18 protein-coding genes are annotated in these 15,123 nt (G+C 46.4%); 9 read left to right on the top strand and 9 right to left on the bottom strand.

Annotation, left to right across the window (positions count from 1 at the left end):
* Window positions 1-2: 2 nt before the first annotated feature.
* Window positions 3-848 (bottom strand): NADPH-dependent 7-cyano-7-deazaguanine reductase QueF, encoded by an 846-nt coding sequence (gene queF / locus ST37_RS11615; RefSeq protein WP_084886682.1) that lies wholly within the window; start codon window positions 846-848, stop codon window positions 3-5.
* Between the two features lie 93 nt (window positions 849-941).
* Here queF and syd point away from each other — a divergent pair, with 93 nt between their 5' ends.
* Genes syd through ST37_RS11600 form a run of 3 tightly spaced genes read left to right on the top strand, consistent with a single transcriptional unit; the run spans window position 942 to window position 2,485 of the window.
* Window positions 942-1,466 (top strand): SecY-interacting protein, encoded by a 525-nt coding sequence (gene syd, locus ST37_RS11610; RefSeq protein WP_084886437.1) that lies wholly within the window; start codon window positions 942-944, stop codon window positions 1,464-1,466.
* Entirely contained in the window at window positions 1,467-2,255 is a 789-nt protein-coding gene (locus tag ST37_RS11605; protein WP_084886434.1) for a Zn-ribbon-containing protein, read from the top strand. It begins immediately after the preceding gene.
* Window positions 2,255-2,485 carry a hypothetical protein gene (locus tag ST37_RS11600; RefSeq protein ID WP_084886432.1) on the top strand — a complete coding sequence of 77 codons (231 nt, stop codon included), beginning with the start codon at window positions 2,255-2,257 and terminating at the stop codon, window positions 2,483-2,485. Before ST37_RS11605 ends, ST37_RS11600 begins: the two co-directional genes overlap by 1 nt.
* A gap of 11 nt (window positions 2,486-2,496) precedes the next feature.
* On the opposite strand, the gene ST37_RS11595 is transcribed toward ST37_RS11600, so the two are convergent.
* From ST37_RS11595 to ST37_RS11580, 4 genes are read right to left on the bottom strand one after another with little or no spacing between them, the layout of a single operon-like run.
* A complete protein-coding gene (locus ST37_RS11595; protein ID WP_084886429.1) occupies window positions 2,497-2,949 on the bottom strand; it encodes a YaiI/YqxD family protein in 453 nt (150 codons plus the stop codon).
* Between the two features lie 7 nt (window positions 2,950-2,956).
* On the bottom strand, window positions 2,957-3,238 hold the full coding sequence (locus ST37_RS11590; protein ID WP_084886426.1) for a hypothetical protein: 282 nt from the start codon (window positions 3,236-3,238) through the stop codon (window positions 2,957-2,959).
* A gap of 9 nt (window positions 3,239-3,247) precedes the next feature.
* Window positions 3,248-3,547, bottom strand: a complete 300-nt coding sequence (locus tag ST37_RS11585) for a DUF3301 domain-containing protein (RefSeq protein WP_084886423.1) — start codon at window positions 3,545-3,547, stop codon at window positions 3,248-3,250.
* A gap of 3 nt (window positions 3,548-3,550) precedes the next feature.
* Window positions 3,551-4,594, bottom strand: coding sequence for a DUF3549 family protein (locus tag ST37_RS11580; RefSeq protein WP_084886421.1), 1,044 nt, complete (start codon window positions 4,592-4,594; stop codon window positions 3,551-3,553).
* 78 nt (window positions 4,595-4,672) lie between these two features.
* Between ST37_RS11580 and ST37_RS11575 the strand changes: the two genes are divergently transcribed.
* Window positions 4,673-5,005: a YqcC family protein gene (locus ST37_RS11575; protein ID WP_084886418.1), complete on the top strand. Its 333-nt coding sequence runs from the start codon at window positions 4,673-4,675 to the stop codon at window positions 5,003-5,005.
* Window positions 5,006-5,743, top strand: coding sequence for a tRNA pseudouridine(65) synthase TruC (gene truC, locus ST37_RS11570; protein WP_084886415.1), 738 nt, complete (start codon window positions 5,006-5,008; stop codon window positions 5,741-5,743).
* A gap of 36 nt (window positions 5,744-5,779) precedes the next feature.
* Here the strand turns inward: truC and ST37_RS11565 are convergent, their stop codons facing one another.
* The 4 genes from ST37_RS11565 to map form a co-directional block, all read right to left on the bottom strand.
* Entirely contained in the window at window positions 5,780-6,163 is a 384-nt protein-coding gene (locus ST37_RS11565; RefSeq protein WP_084886413.1) for a DUF3461 family protein, read from the bottom strand.
* 133 nt (window positions 6,164-6,296) lie between these two features.
* Window positions 6,297-8,924: a bifunctional uridylyltransferase/uridylyl-removing protein GlnD gene (gene glnD, locus ST37_RS11560; RefSeq protein ID WP_084886410.1), complete on the bottom strand. Its 2,628-nt coding sequence runs from the start codon at window positions 8,922-8,924 to the stop codon at window positions 6,297-6,299.
* A 91-nt stretch (window positions 8,925-9,015) separates the two neighbouring features.
* Entirely contained in the window at window positions 9,016-10,275 is a 1,260-nt protein-coding gene (locus tag ST37_RS11555) for an MFS transporter (RefSeq protein WP_084886408.1), read from the bottom strand.
* 200 nt (window positions 10,276-10,475) lie between these two features.
* Window positions 10,476-11,354, bottom strand: coding sequence for a type I methionyl aminopeptidase (gene map, locus ST37_RS11550; RefSeq protein ID WP_084886405.1), 879 nt, complete (start codon window positions 11,352-11,354; stop codon window positions 10,476-10,478).
* 354 nt (window positions 11,355-11,708) lie between these two features.
* On the opposite strand from map, the gene rpsB reads away from it, so the two are divergent.
* The 4 genes from rpsB (at window position 11,709) to frr (ending at window position 14,966) form a co-directional block, all read left to right on the top strand.
* Window positions 11,709-12,440, top strand: coding sequence for a 30S ribosomal protein S2 (rpsB, locus tag ST37_RS11545; RefSeq protein WP_143698188.1), 732 nt, complete (start codon window positions 11,709-11,711; stop codon window positions 12,438-12,440).
* A 146-nt stretch (window positions 12,441-12,586) separates the two neighbouring features.
* Window positions 12,587-13,429, top strand: a complete 843-nt coding sequence (gene tsf / locus ST37_RS11540) for a translation elongation factor Ts (protein WP_084886400.1) — start codon at window positions 12,587-12,589, stop codon at window positions 13,427-13,429.
* Window positions 13,430-13,621: 192 nt separating this feature from the next.
* Window positions 13,622-14,374, top strand: a complete 753-nt coding sequence (gene pyrH / locus ST37_RS11535; RefSeq protein WP_084886398.1) for a UMP kinase — start codon at window positions 13,622-13,624, stop codon at window positions 14,372-14,374.
* Between the two features lie 34 nt (window positions 14,375-14,408).
* On the top strand, window positions 14,409-14,966 hold the full coding sequence (frr, locus tag ST37_RS11530; RefSeq protein ID WP_084886396.1) for a ribosome recycling factor: 558 nt from the start codon (window positions 14,409-14,411) through the stop codon (window positions 14,964-14,966).
* Window positions 14,967-15,123: the final 157 nt, after the last annotated feature.

Here is a 15,123-nt window from a genome sequence, read left to right as displayed (position 1 = left end):
AGTTATTGTCTGGCCATGCGAATGTTGTGCGATGGTGTTGCCTCACTCGTAGAGCGATACGGGTTAATGTCCAAGCCCCCTCGGCGTGTATACCGAGCGTATACGGTAAGTTCTGTTGGTTGGCATAACCCCATAATATCGGTAAAAATCCGCTCTACACATTGCTCATGAAATTCATTGTGCTGACGAAAAGAGACTAAGTACTTCAGTAAGCTCTCATGGTCAATTTTTGCACCTTGATAGTGTATCTCTACGCTGCCCCAATCAGGCTGATTGGTGATCAAGCAGTTTGATTTCAGTAGGTGGCTATGCAGTGTTTCTTCAACACTCTCACCTGATGCGTCCAGTTTAAGCAGCGCAGGGTCAAAGTCGTAATTGTCGATGACCACCGGTAAATGGTCTATGCATGCGCCCGAAAAATTGGCAACGCCCTGACCAGTAAAAGAGTGTAAGGCGCTTAACCGCACCGATACCGACTCGCCGGCGCATTGGCTAAGGTCTTTTTGTAAGGTTTGTTGAACGTTGTCCCAACAATCGAATTTGGTCTGATTGAAGCTATTTAGGTAGAGCTTGAACGACTTTGATTCGATTAAGTTCGGAGAGGTTGCTGGAAGTCTTACTTCGCCGATGGCTACTTGAGGTAAACCATTATTATTAAGCCAAGACAGCTCGTACATAGTCCAAATATCGCACCCAAAAAAAGGCAATGGATGAGGCAAGTTTAGGTCGTCTCGATTGAGACTGCGTGGCACAGACTGCAGCAACGTTGCGTCGTATTCGCTGGTGTAGGCGGTCGATTGGCCTAAGGTTAAACCTTGTAGTGCTTCTGCGTCTGAATATTTGCTCATCATTATGGGGGAATTGGATTAAACTAAGGTCAAATTTTACAGAATGCCTCTTTCAAAGTCATCTGTTGATGAGCCAAAGGACAAAACTTTCCCATGAATCAAGACATAGAACTTGCATTGCAGCGACTCACTCAGCGTGTGTTGGAGAAAAAACAAGCGATAGACAGTGGTTTGCCTATTCCTGACGATTTACAGGGTGTGGGCTCTCCATGTCTCGTAGGCGATGCTTGGTTACCAAAACCTTGCCAACCTCACCGGGATTTCAGCAATGTGGAGGAGGGGATTGAGCTAGAATTACAATCAAGCATCAAAGCGTTTTATGGCGTTCAATACTGCGCAGACATGGCGTTCTCTTGGAAAGGCAACCCATTCACTTTATTGCAAGTATGGAGTGATGACGACTTTGACCGCTTGCAAGAGAATATCCTTGGGCACCTCGTGACGCAGCGCCGATTGAAACTAAAACCCACTGTGTTTATTGGGGTGACTGATGCGGAACTGGATGTGATTTCGATATGTAACTTGTCAGGAGAAGTGATTTTGGAGCGTCTAGGCACCAGTAATCGTGATGTCCTTGCCTCCGATTTAGCCAGCTTTTTAGACCAGGTCGAGGTGTAAGTGTTTTTAGTCGATATTGAATTTGAATGTTTCGATAACACCACCATTACCGCGGTTGAAAAGGCGATCAACGGCTTGTACGAAGCACTTCGATTTAACGGGCAGATTTTAGGGCGAGAGTTTCCTATCGCAATGGGTGAGGGCGTATTCGTGACACGAGTGGTGTGCCCAGAGCAAGAGAGCTTACATCCTCGCAATCACTCAGACTATGTGCGTTTTGCGGTAGATAAGCTCAGTGAAGCCAAGCTGCTAGCGCCTAAAGTGCGCCTGGTGGGTCAAGACCTCAATTCTCAAGCAAGCGATCCTTCGGTTTGCGAAGGTGAACTGCCAAGTTGGCAACTGCTTTACACTACCTATGTGCACACCTGCTCGCCGCTTCGTAGTGGTGATACATTGTTACCTATTCCTTTGTATCGAAACCCACCGACGCTCAATGGCGATCATAAAGCGGTGATTAAGTGGCAAACAGAATGGCAAGCCTGCGATGAAATTCAGATGGCTGGTGGGTGCAAAGCTGAACATGCGGCATTGCGAGAGATCACCGATATTGGCTCGGATCTGTTTCGCCGGGGTTGGGACTTAAGAGGGCGAATCGAATACATCACTAAGGTGCCAACTTACTACTATCAATATCGCGTTGGCGGAAAAAGCTTGGCGCAAGAAAAAGCTCGCAGCTGCCCTAAGTGTGACGGAGAGTGGTTACTTGAAGAGCCCGCCCACGACATTTTCCATTTTAAGTGCGACGCTTGTCGTATTGTGTCAAACATATCATGGGATCAATTAAAGTAATGGCGAAACGATATCCACTCCCCAAGCGCTTTAGTGCAGCAACGTCTGAAAAAGGGTATCAGGCGTTGCGAGATCTTAATGAGCAGTACCATTTTAGCAATAACTACTTGCTGACCATATTGCTTGAAAATCTCGATCACTATGCCGACAAAGATAAACTCGATGCGGTATTTAAGGCGTTCATCGAAGAGTATGGTCAACCAGCACCGCACAAGATGAAATCCGACTGAGGTCGGCCCAATTACGGTTTATTTCTGGCTAACCAACGGTCGAGCTGATTGGCGAATTCGCGTCTATCGGTCTGCGATAGGGCGTTAGGTCCACCTGTTTGTACGCCACTTGCGCGCATGGTTTCCATAAAATCGCGCATGTTTAGCTTGGCTTTTATCACTTCTTTGGTCAGCATTTCGCCACGGCTATTGAGTACTAACGCGCCTTTCTCAATCACTTCATCAGCCAGTGGGATATCCGATGAAATGATTAAGTCGCCCGCCTCTGCTCGCTGCACAATTTCGTGGTCCGCGATATCGAAACCACTAGAGACTTGCAAAAAGGTAATGGTGGCTCGTTTGGGCAAGGGAATGGCATGATTGGCAATAAAAACGCAATGCACACCAGTACGTTCAGAGGCTCTTACTAAGGTTTCACGATGAACCTTGGGACACGCGTCCGCATCTACTAAAATTTTTGCCATTGGGAGCCTATTGTTTTGCTTCTAGTGCGGCTATACGCTGCTGCAATTGTTTGATTTGTTGTTCCAATTGCTCGATTCGCTCAAGCTCGGAGGTGGTAGTCTCAGCGGCTACTTCAATCTTTGGTACTTTATTACTCGATTTCCAGCTTTTAATGGCAGCAATAAGGGCTGGCATAGGTACGCTAGTGGACATTCTTGCCTTAACCAGCGCCAACGTAGGCTCTTTGCCTTGTGCTGCGAGTTGTTCAAAGACACGGTTTAATTCATCGGTGACATCTTGGGTGAGCATTGCGGATCCTTACATGCGATATGGTGGGGTTTGGAAGTGCGATACGTGGAAGCCACGCATGATCAATTCCCCTTGATAACAATCGTCCCCTAACGAGGAAAACTCAAATTGATATTGAGTATACCAGCGCCAGCTGCCTCGCAGCTTCTTAAATTTGTGTGCGCCAAATGCCACACTGACAAGCTGTAACCCATGTTGCTCGCAGTGACGAGCAACCGCTTTTTTGGCATATTCGGATTGCTTTCGTTGTTGCCAAAATAGATAGGCTGCAAAGGCCACCCCTAGGATGGCGAGTAGATCGGAGATCAACGTTTAGCTTCCTTGAGTCGTTGTGCGTTGTAAAGCAAGCAGTGCTTGCTCTAATTCGGCAGAGGGGGCTTGGTTTAACAATGGTAGCAGCACCATGCGTAATTTAGGAATCATGACCAGATCCGCGAACAGTTGATTGAACAACGTTTGCTGTTGGGTTTGAGCGAGTCGAATTAAGTACTGCTCGGCCACTGACGCTGTGCCAAGGGGAGACCAACTGCGTCCTGCAATGGCAATCATCATTTCCGGGTGACACAACTCTGGTCGGCTCAAAACGGTATTTAGCGCAGTAGGTAATGCATCGCTCTTATCGCCGGCCATAGCGCGCAATAAAGCGGTGACCAAAAAGAGGTCGACGTCTGGTTTTTTTAGTTCGTCGTAAAATCTATCCAGTAACTTATTCGCCATTGAAGCGCTGATCTGGCAGTGCTCTAGTGCGCCCAGCAGTGCATACAAAGGTTGGTTTGGTAAGTGCGACAGAGCTTTTTTTATGGTGCGCTCGTTTTGCGCAAATGAAAGACGGGCAGCCAAGTCGGTGATGCCTTGCAGGCCGACAGTTTGCCAGTTGTCCCAGCCCAATTGCCCCTGAAAATAGTGGTCAGCGTGATCAAGGTATTGGCTTGCTGGAAGATCCAGTTTTGTTCTAACCATCGAGTTGAACATTGCCAACTTATCTTCCTTGGGTTTAAAGGTATAAGGGTTGTTGGCCAACTGTTCTTGTTGTTCGTCGGTCAGTTTTTTTTGCAATCGACTTCCCATGGCGTCAATCACGTATTTTAAGAAGTTGCCTAGATCCGCACTGTTTAGCAATCCGCGCTCGTCGAGCTCAAATTTTAAAAACCAAAACCAAGGTTCGCCCGCTTCATTCCAATAAGTAATGGCAAATTGCGCCTGCCGCTGAACCGGATATGGGTATGGGAGCCGGCTTTGTTCAACCTGTTCAAAGTCTTGATTGGGGATGACTTCGATTCGGCGCCCGAGATCGTAGATGGCGTAGTCGCACCCACTTTGGGTAAGAAGTTGGCTTATGGTTTTGATGGCGTCCATGGTGTTTGCTGCTGTTAGATTTAGATTACTACCCTATAACATGGTAATCTTGCGGCAAAATTCAAGGGTGATGACGTGATGAGCGTAGTATTTGATACAAATAGATCTCGGCGCTTACTTCAATTATTCGAAGAGCTTAAGAGTCAGTTAGTTTTGTTGGACGAGTGGCAGCAATCCCCCCCGAGTGCAGAGCGCCTCGCAAGCTCACAACCCTTTGCCGTAGATACATTGTCTGCCTCAGAGTGGTTACAGTGGGTGTTTTTGCCAAAAATGACGCAGCTCATCCATTCACAACAAATGTTGCCAAGTGGATTTGAAATAACCCCTTACTTTGAACAAGTGTGGCAGACTCAAACGCAGTTTCGTGAACTGCTGGTTATTTTGTCTCACATTGATAAAGAGTGCGCTTAAATGCTCGAGATAATTTACCAAGATGAATACTTTGTTGCCGTGAATAAACCTGCTGGCATGTTAGTCCACCGATCTTGGTTAGACAAACACGAAACGCAATTTGTGATGCAAACGCTGCGAGACCAGATTGGTCAGCATGTGTTTCCATTGCATCGTTTGGATCGACCTACGTCTGGTGTTTTGGTGTTTGGATTGTCTAGTGAGATAGCCTCTAAAACCATGCCGATGTTTGCTGAGCATCAGATGGTGAAAACCTATTTGGCGTTAGTGCGTGGATGGATAGAAGAGGGCGGACGGCTCGATTACCCACTTAAAGTTGAACTCGACAAAATAGCCGATAAATTTGCCACACAAGACAAAGAGCCTCAATCAGCTGTGACCGATTATCAGCCATTGGCGAAAGTTGAGTTGCCTTTATCAACGGGGCGATTTCCAACCTCGCGCTATGCGCTGGTCGAACTGAAGCCTTTGACGGGACGCAAGCACCAACTTAGGCGACACCTCAAACACTTGAAGCATCCGATAGTCGGTGACACCTCTCATGGCGATGGTAAACATAATCGGCTATTTAGAGATAACTTCGACTGTCATCGGTTGATGCTACATGCAGCAAGATTGGAGTTTGAACATCCATTTACCGGCGTACAACTCTGTTTAGAAGCTAAATTGGATGAGACTTGGCATCACTTAGTGACGGAGTTTGGGTGGCAACACGCATTTGAGCAGTACCAGTACTGAGGCGAACACGCCTCAGTAACAGTATTTTACGCTATGTTATTTGAGCTTTTCGAGATCTGATTCGATCTCGGCAATTTTACTGGCAACCACTTTTTCTAGGTGGCGAAGGTCAGATAAAATTTTCTGTTTAACGTCCACTGGCGCGGCAGCAACAGGTTTAGTGATTTGGTTTAGCTCGTCAATCACTAAGGTTAAATTGCGATTAATTTCGGTTTTATTGCGATATTGACCGCTACCGTCATCCATCAGCACTTTCTTCACTTGGCGTGGGTATTTAAATTTTACGCTCTTAGCAAACAACTCGCCCTTTTGCTTTTTAAAATAGATTTTTAGAACATCTTTGTGCGCTTCTTGACGAACTGAGTAGCGTTCAATCTCTTTGGTATTGTGTATGCCTAGACCTTGCAGGTGTTGGAACATAAAAACCTCACTTTGAAGTCAAATGGAATGACGTGTTTTTTATTATAAAAGCAGACACTTACACTGTAACAAGTGCTACCCTTTTAAGGTAGCACATTTGTTACAAATGGCGTTCTTTTGTGCGTTGGATCGATTAGCTTGGGGACAGTTCTTCAACCACATCGGTTAAGTGATCGCGAAGTTCCTCTTCCTCTTCTTTATTAAGCTTACAGCCGCTGGTGGATGAGAGAATGAACAGATCCTCTGCGCGCTCTCCAATGGTGGTGATCTTGGCTGCGTGAAGATGAATATCCAAGTCGGCAAAAGCAGAACTGACCTTAGTCAGTAAGCCCGGAGTATCTAAGGCTTGGAACTCCACCAAACTATGCTTATTGGTTTTTGTCGGTAGAAACTCAACACGAGTTTTCACTTTAAAGTGCTTCAAATTACGAGGGGTACGCCTAACACGTAGCGGTTTAGGGGTGTTGCTGCAGACAACGCTTGAAACCGCGTTAGCAATCACCAACTGCCTCTCTGTGTCCACAGGGTTGCCGTCACGATCGAGTACCACAAAGGTATCGAGCACAAACCCGTCTTTGCTGGTCATGATCTGCGCATCATGAACACTGAGGTTACGTCGGTCTAACTCTGCTACGACATCGGCAAAAAGGGCGGGTTTATCTTTGGCATATACAAAGATTTCGGTGCCTCCGCGACTGCTTTTTTTACTGACCAGTACTAACGGCTGATCGTGTGGCTCGGGGGCATTTAAGATCGCCTGTGAATGCCAGCGAATCTGGTCGGGCGTATGGCGCAGAAAGTAGTCCGCTTTAAACCGACTCCATAGCACGTCGATTTCGCGAGGGGTGAAGTCGAGCTTGCGTAATTTCGCTGACGCCAGTTGCTGGGTGTGGCGGATACGGTCGCGAACATCCACCGGGTTTTCAAGTCCGCGACGTAGAGCGCGCTGGGTTGAATAATACAGTTCAGAAAGCAGTGTTCGTTTCCAACTGTTCCACAGCTCAGGGTTGGTGGCATTTACATCGGCCACCGTTAGACAAATGAGGTACTCAAGGTATTCCTCGTCGCGAACCGTTTTGGCAAACTCGGTGATCACTTCCGGGTCATGAATATCGCGTTTTTGAGCGGTCACAGACATGAGAAGGTGGTTTTTGACCAGCCAAGAGATAAGCTTGGCTTCTGGCTTAGACAAACCATGTTCGATGCCAAATTCGTAGGCTTCGATTGCGCCAATTTCAGAGTGATCGCCGCCGCGGCCTTTGCCTATGTCATGGAAAATCGCCGCTAACAGCAACAGCTCTTTCTTTTGCATGCGTGGGAAGAGTTCGCAACAAATCGGGTGCTTGTCGTGATTTTTGGCAAAGCTAAAGCCATGAATGTGTTTGAGCAGTCGGATACTGTGTTCATCGACGGTGTACACATGGAACAGATCAAACTGCATTTGCCCAACGATTTGACTCCATTGGGGGAGATACGACGCAAGAACGCCCAAACTGTGCATCAATGGTAATGCTTTCGTTAGGACATTGGGATGACGCATCAGCTGCATGAATTTTTCACGCGCTTCTGGAATGGCGTTAAGGTAACGATTTAGCCGTCTGCGAGCGGTGCGCAATTGGCGCATGGTTGCAGGTGAAACGCCAGTAATACTTGAGTCGTTGGCAATATGGATAAACATATCCAATATGGTTTCTGGTCGCGCTTGAAAAAGGGCGGGCTTACGGGCTTCAATCAATGCTCCACGACGTTGAAAGTCTGCGCTAATGATTTCGGCTTCTGGAACCACGCCACGGCTCAATATGGCTTGATCAAACAGTTTGATCAGCATTTTGTTGAGCTCAGAGATTCGACGTAAAGTGCGATAGAATTCTTTCATCATGCGCTCAACCGGCTGATTTTTCTCGCCAGTAAAGCCTAAGTGTTCAGCCACCATCGCTTGATGCCCAAAGGCAAGACGGTTGTCGTAGCGTTTTAGTTCGATGTGAAGGGCAAAACGTACTCGCCATAAGTAATCTTGGCACTCAACCAGTTCTCTGTATTCAGCGTCGGTTAAAAAGCCATAACGGCTCATTTCGAGCAGTGAGGTCGCACCAAAATGGCGGCGTGCGATCCAACTGAGCGTATGAATGTCTCGCAGTCCCCCAGGACTGGATTTAATGTCCGGTTCGAGATTGTAGCCAGTGTCGTGATAACGGGCGTGACGATCGCGCTGTTCTTGCAGTTTTGCTTTATAGAATTCTGCACTAGGCCAGAATTCTGCCGATTCGATCACGGCGTTTAGTTCACTAAAGGCGTGCTCACTGCCGCAGATCCGGCGAGCCTCTTGAAGGTTCGTGGCAACGGTTAAGTCTTCTCCGCCAATTTTGGCACATTCGGCGACCGTTCTCACCGCGTGACCTACCTCTAGACGAAGGTCCCAAAGCAAGGTAATAAAAGCGCTAACCTTTTCACACATGGCTGGATTGGCGGCATTTCGTGTCAGGATTAATATATCGATATCCGACAGTGGGTGCAGCTCAGCACGACCGTATCCGCCAACCGCAACTAGACAGGCATCGCTGTATTGATCAAAGCCAAAGTGTTGCCACATCAACTGCAGCAGTCCATCCATAAACTGGCTGCGTTCTAACACTAATTCGGCGACGTTTGCTGAATTCAAGAACGCTTGTTTTTGATAGTCAGAAAATTGGTCCAGAATGCTACGAATGGCTTCTGGAGCCATAGTGGTCGTATCAATATTTTTTAGTAATGCCAGTGACATATCGTTCCCTGTACGCGCAATGCAATGTAAGCACTTTATCAATCTATATGATCAAGATAAAGCGAGCGTTAGAACAAAGCAATCGTTACCGTTAAAGTGATTGCTCTGCGGTTTGCAAGTGCAGAACTTTTGCCTTGTTTTCGGCTTTAAAGTACAGCCAAATCATAATGAGGCAGACAGCAAAGCATCCTGCAAACAGCCAATTTGAATTTAAGCTTCCTATCATCAATCCACCGACCAAAGGAGCAACAGCAAAGCCGAGTGCGCATAGTGTGGCGGCGCCGAAGTAGGAGCCTCGTAAATGTTCCGGTGCAAGTTTATCAATCTGTACATTGAGCGTGGGGAACGCAATCACTTCCCCAATACTCAATACAAAGCAAGCAAGTAACCAGCCTGCGGGCCAGTGCTCCGGTGTAAATAAAAACCCTAATTGAGCGACAGCCATCAACGCCATCCCTAAGCGTGCTCGGAAAAATAGGGGCTGTTTCTCTAGTAGTTTTAGGGTTGGAAATTGGAACACAATAATCGTTATAGTGTTGACTAACACTAATCCAGCAATGATTTGAGTCGCCTGTTCTATGCCAGAGCGCACGATAACTTGTGGAATGGAAGATTCGATTTGTGCATAGACAAACATCATTAGAAAGTTCGCGATCATTAAGCGAATAAAGACAGAATCCTTCGCAATGATCGCAAGCGTCCGTGCAAAATTGGGTAAAGCCTCAGCAGAGACGGCCCCTTTATGGTGAGTTCGCTCTAAACCAATATAGAGCCAAAGCGAGTAAACGAGATAAGTCACACCCGTTGCAATAAAGAGTGCCTGAGGTTTATGCAGCGCAAGTGTAATGCCTATTAGCGGGCCAATCGCTCCGCCTAAGTTCAAAAGAAAGTAACGGATGTTTAGTGCAAGCTCTCGGTCTTTTTTATCGGCAAGGTTATCGCCTAAAACGGCTTTGGCAGGGCCTTCGATCATTGGGCGCATTAACCCTGTGATCACCACCAAAATGTAAAATTGCCACACTTGTGTAGCGACGCCGATACCCGCATAGGTGATCGAGGCTAACAAGCTCCCGCACACCATAATTTTTTTGCGGCCAAATTTGTCCGACAGGTAGCCCGAATAAAGACCTGTTAATGAGCCAACTAATGCCGAGCTTGAGAGCATAATGCCGACCTCGAGCGCCGACACGCCATAATCGTTATAGAGGAAAACAATCAGAAATGGCCAAGCCATAAAATAGCTGGTTCGTGCCAGCAATGTACCAGTCAGTACAGTCCAAACAGAGAAGTTGAAACGGGTGACACGTTGAAATTGAAAAAGGCTTTGCTGAGGTGATTGCGGATCGGTCATAGAGTCTCCGTGAGTGATGAGTCCTTGTGCACAAAATGCACTTCGGTGATCAATATCACATTGGAGTTATGAATGGAATCCTAGGTTTTTCAGTGGGTTAATCTTTGGTGGATAATTTTGAAAAGACCACTAGACGCACTATTTTACAAGGCTATTCGCTACAATAGTGCGTCCGAACATGTGGTGATAAATTGAATAACCTAAGCGTTATTCATGATGCGAGGTATCGTTTCATCACTGCGCAATGTTAGTACTTCACAACCGGTCGCGGTCACGAGAATGGTATGTTCCCACTGAGCTGAGTTTTTGCCGTCTCCGGTGTACACTGTCCAGTCATCTTCCGAATCGATGCTACACCCAAATTTACCCGCGTTAATCATGGGCTCAATAGTGAAGCACATGCCTTCTTTTAGAATGCGGCGGTCATTGTTTTTATAGTGCACGACTTGCGGCTCTTCATGGAACTCATTGCCAATGCCGTGACCACAGAAATCTTTCACAATAGAGAACTTAGTCCGAGGGTTCTTTTTGTTGTTTTCTTTGATGTATTTTTCGATGGCTGTGCCTATCTCACCAACTGTCGCACCCGGCTTCACTTTCTTCATCGCTAAGTAAAGACTTTCTTGGGCCACAAGACAGAGGCGTTTATCCGCAGGGCTCACTTCACCAACAAAGAACATTTTTGATGTGTCTCCGTGATACCCTTTTGGACGCTCGGTTAAGTCAACGCCGTCTTCATCAGGGATGATCACGGTAATGTCGATGTTGACGATATCGCCATCTTTCAGGACAGCAGGCTTGCTTTTGCCTGTTGTGCCCATTTCGTCCACGCTGGCAGGGATACCGTGACAAACGATATGATTAATTGATGTACAGATGGATTTAGGGAAACCTCCGTAATTGAGCGGAGCAGGGTAAGCGCCATTCGCGAGGGTAAACTCGTGGCAAATGCGGTCCAATTCTTCTGTAGTGACCCCCGCCTTCACGTGGGGGCCAATCATTTCCAGTACGTCGGCAGCGAGCTTACCAGCAATACGCATACGTTCGATTTCTGCTTCAGTTTTTATCTTTATAGACATAGGTTTGTAACTAATTCTCGTTTCGTTGGCACTACTATATCAAGAACTGTGCAATTTGTGTATCTAGGCGACTCACTCCAAAGAGGTTCACTATGGGTTAGGTTTAGGCTTAGTTGACTTAAACCAAGGCAGTAATTTTCGATAAAAACTGTGATTTTCCGGCTGAATATGGTATAAAGCGCGCCAGAAATTGTACTGTTATCTCCATCCAGTTTTGCACTGCGGCGTTAGCAGATGATTTCAAAATTAAATTTTTATTAAACTCACACACATTTCGTCACGTAATCCGGGGTGCCTGAAATAAGGTCGGTGTTACGGGGAATGTGGAGGCCTAACCCCATAGAGGAATTTAAAATGGCAAACGTATCAATGCGCGATATGCTAAAAGCTGGTGTTCACTTCGGTCACCAAACTCGTTACTGGAACCCAAAAATGAAGCCATTCATCTTTGGTGCTCGTAACAAGGTTCATATCATTAACCTAGAAAAAACTGTACCAATGTTCAACGAAGCACTAGCTGAGCTAGGCAAAGTCGGTGAGAAAAAAGGTAAAGTTCTTTTTGTAGGTACTAAGCGCGCTGCGTCTGAAGCTGTTAAAGAAGCGGCTATTGCAAGCAACCAATACTACGTAAACAACCGTTGGTTGGGTGGTATGCTTACAAACTACAAAACTGTTCGTCAGTCTATCAAGCGTCTTAAAGAACTTGAAGCTCAGGCTCAAGACGGCACTTTTGAAAAGCTAACTAAGAAAGAAGCTCTAATGCGTACTCGCGAAATGGAGAAGCTAGAGAAATCTCTTGGTGGTATCAAAGACATGGGCGGTCTACCTGACGCGCTATTCGTGATCGACGCAGACCACGAGCACATCGCTGTTAAAGAAGCTAACAACCTAGGTATCCCAGTTTACGCTGTTGTTGATACTAACTCTGATCCAGATGGCATTGACTTCATCATCCCTGGTAACGATGACGCAATCCGTGCGGTACAGCTGTACCTTAACGCTGCGGCAACTTCTGTAAACGAAGGTCGTAACCAAGACGTTGTTGTTGCTTCTGAAAAAGACGGTTTCGTAGAAGAAGCTGAATAATAGCGGCAGTAGCCCTTTCTTAGTTTGCGCTGACCTTCTCCTTTTGAGTTCGGTCTGCATAAGTCAAACTAAGTGCTAGTATGCTAAGGGGCCAGTAAAATGGCCCCTGATTTTTACCCAAATTAGAATCAACTGAGGAATAGAGAATGGCTGTTACTGCTGCTCTAGTTAAAGAACTGCGCGACCGTACTGGCGCAGGTATGATGGATTGTAAAAAAGCTCTAACTGAAACTAACGGTGACGTTGAGCTAGCGATCGAGAACATGCGTAAGTCTGGTGCTGCTAAAGCTGCTAAGAAAGCAGGCAACGTAGCTGCTGAAGGCGCAATCATCATCAAAGAAGAAAACGGTGTTGCTGCACTTGTTGAAGTGAACTGTCAAACTGACTTCGTAGCGAAAGACGAAAACTTCACTGCATTCGCAGAGAAAGTAGCGAATGACGCACTAGCGACTAAAGCAACTGCTGAAGAGCTTAAAGCTAAATTTGAAGAAGAGCGTGTTCTTCTTGTTGCTAAAATCGGCGAGAACGTAAACATCCGTCGCGTAGAGTACGTTGAAGGTACTGCTATCGCTTCTTACCGTCACGGTGAGAAAATCGGTGTTGTTGTTGCAGGTGAAGGCGATGCTGAAACACTTAAGCACGTTGCTATGCACGTTGCTGCTTCTCGTCCTGAGTTCGTTAACCCAGAAGACGTACCAGCAGACGTTGTAGAAAAAGAAAAAGCGGTTCAAGTTGAAATCGCAATGAACGAAGGCAAACCAGCTGAAATCGCAGAGAAAATGGTTATCGGCCGCATGAAGAAATTCACTGGCGAAATCTCTCTAACTGGTCAACCGTTCGTGATGGAGCCTAAGAAATCTGTAGGTGACATCCTAAAAGAGCGTGGTGCTTCTGTATCTACCTTTATCCGCCTAGAAGTAGGTGAAGGTATCGATAAAGGCGAAGAAATGAGCTTCGCAGACGAAGTAGCAGCGGCTCAAAAAGGTTAATTCTTTTTGAATTCGTCATTAAAAAGACCGTGGCTATGCTGCGGTCTTTTTATGAACGGCCTATTATTTTATTGAGCTATGTCATCGATTAACTGTGACGAATAAGAGCGTCAAATTAAGCCAATTTGCTTAAAATAGGCGCGCTGTTATTCCTGACCGTTAATATGACTTTTACTTAAAAAAGGTATCTCCATGACTACAAGTCCAAAACCAGCGTATCAACGTATTTTGTTAAAGCTAAGTGGCGAAGCTCTGCAAGGCGAAGAAGGGTTTGGTATTGATCCAGCTGTATTGGATCGTATGGCTCAAGAGGTTAAAGAGCTAGTGGAGTTAGGCGTACAAGTGGGTGTGGTCATCGGCGGTGGTAACCTTTTCCGTGGCGCAGGTCTTGCCGAAGCGGGTATGAACCGCGTTGTGGGTGACCACATGGGTATGCTGGCTACCGTCATGAACGGCCTTGCTATGCGTGACGCACTGCATCGCGCCTATGTGAACGCTCGCGTTATGTCGGCGATTCCACTTAAAGGTGTATGTGACGATTATAACTGGGCGGATGCTATTCGTGAATTGCGTCAAGGTCGTGTGGTTATCTTCTCTGCTGGTACTGGCAACCCATTCTTTACTACCGACTCTGCAGCCTGCTTACGTGGCATTGAAATTGAAGCCGACTTAGTGCTAAAAGCCACGAAGGTGGATGGTGTGTTTAATGCTGATCCAGTTGCTAACCCAGACGCCGAATTGTATGGTAAGCTTTCTTTCACAGAGGTTTTGGATAGAGAGCTTAAAGTTATGGATCTTGCAGCATTCACTCTAGCAAGAGACCACAACATGCCTATCCGTGTTTTCAATATGAACAAACCTGGTGCACTTCGCCGTGTTGTTATGGGCGAGCAGGAAGGCACACTGATTAGCGAACAAGCATCAGCGAGCAGCGCTAAAGCTTAATACGCAGACTAATTTTTGAACTTAAGGTGAACTCGTGATTAACGAAATCAAAACTGACGCGCAAGAGCGCATGGAAAAAAGTGTTGAAGCGCTAAAAAATAGCTTATCAAAAGTCCGCACTGGTCGTGCGCACCCAAGCCTATTGTCTGGCTTGTCTGTTGAGTACTACGGAGCACCGACTCCACTAAACCAGGTGGCTAACGTTGTTGCAGAAGATGCCCGTACACTAGCCATTACGGTATTCGACAAAGAACTCGCTCCTAAAGTAGAAAAAGCGATCCTTCAATCTGATTTGGGCCTAAACCCAATGTCTGCAGGAACCGTTATCCGAGTTCCACTGCCTCCACTGACTGAAGAGCGTCGTAAAGACCTAGTTAAGATCGTTCGCGGTGAAGCTGAAGGTGGTCGTGTTGCGATTCGCAACATTCGTCGTGATGCAAATGGCGACCTTAAGGCTCTGCTTAAAGACAAAGAAATCTCTGAAGATGAAGATCGTAAAGGTCAGGATGAGATCCAAAAGTTGACTGACGCAGCGGTTAAAAAAGTAGACGAAGTCTTAGCGGCGAAAGAAAAAGAGTTGATGGAAGTGTAAGCTTTCTCTCTCTGATTGGTAAGATAACCTGATGATTATGGCCGATTGTTGACCGATACGGACTGGGTGCTTCTCAATTGAGCAACCAAAGCGCAAATGTTTGCACCTGAGTATAACGCTGCCTCTTACAGGCAGCGTTTTTGTGTTATTATCCACA

Origin of the sequence: Vibrio sp. qd031 (genome assembly GCF_002100145.1) — a bacterium.
GTDB lineage: Bacteria > Pseudomonadota > Gammaproteobacteria > Enterobacterales > Vibrionaceae > Vibrio.
The sequence above is the reverse complement of the archived record's forward strand: the minus strand, read 5'-3'. Positions and strand labels throughout refer to the sequence as shown.

Excerpts from the sequence above, each read along its gene's own strand:
- queF (WP_084886682.1), bottom strand. The coding sequence starts at position 848 with ATGAGCAAATATTCAGACGCAGAAGCACTACAAGGTTTAACCTTAGGC.
- syd (WP_084886437.1), top strand. The coding sequence starts at position 942 with ATGAATCAAGACATAGAACTTGCATTGCAGCGACTCACTCAGCGTGTG.
- ST37_RS11600 (WP_084886432.1), top strand. The coding sequence starts at position 2,255 with ATGGCGAAACGATATCCACTCCCCAAGCGCTTTAGTGCAGCAACGTCT.
- ST37_RS11595 (WP_084886429.1), bottom strand. The coding sequence starts at position 2,949 with ATGGCAAAAATTTTAGTAGATGCGGACGCGTGTCCCAAGGTTCATCGT.
- ST37_RS11590 (WP_084886426.1), bottom strand. The coding sequence starts at position 3,238 with ATGCTCACCCAAGATGTCACCGATGAATTAAACCGTGTCTTTGAACAA.
- ST37_RS11580 (WP_084886421.1), bottom strand. The coding sequence starts at position 4,594 with ATGGACGCCATCAAAACCATAAGCCAACTTCTTACCCAAAGTGGGTGC.
- ST37_RS11575 (WP_084886418.1), top strand. The coding sequence starts at position 4,673 with ATGAGCGTAGTATTTGATACAAATAGATCTCGGCGCTTACTTCAATTA.
- truC (WP_084886415.1), top strand. The coding sequence starts at position 5,006 with ATGCTCGAGATAATTTACCAAGATGAATACTTTGTTGCCGTGAATAAA.
- ST37_RS11565 (WP_084886413.1), bottom strand. The coding sequence starts at position 6,163 with ATGTTCCAACACCTGCAAGGTCTAGGCATACACAATACCAAAGAGATT.
- glnD (WP_084886410.1), bottom strand. The coding sequence starts at position 8,924 with ATGTCACTGGCATTACTAAAAAATATTGATACGACCACTATGGCTCCA.
- ST37_RS11555 (WP_084886408.1), bottom strand. The coding sequence starts at position 10,275 with ATGACCGATCCGCAATCACCTCAGCAAAGCCTTTTTCAATTTCAACGT.
- map (WP_084886405.1), bottom strand. The coding sequence starts at position 11,354 with ATGTCTATAAAGATAAAAACTGAAGCAGAAATCGAACGTATGCGTATT.
- rpsB (WP_143698188.1), top strand. The coding sequence starts at position 11,709 with ATGGCAAACGTATCAATGCGCGATATGCTAAAAGCTGGTGTTCACTTC.
- tsf (WP_084886400.1), top strand. The coding sequence starts at position 12,587 with ATGGCTGTTACTGCTGCTCTAGTTAAAGAACTGCGCGACCGTACTGGC.
- pyrH (WP_084886398.1), top strand. The coding sequence starts at position 13,622 with ATGACTACAAGTCCAAAACCAGCGTATCAACGTATTTTGTTAAAGCTA.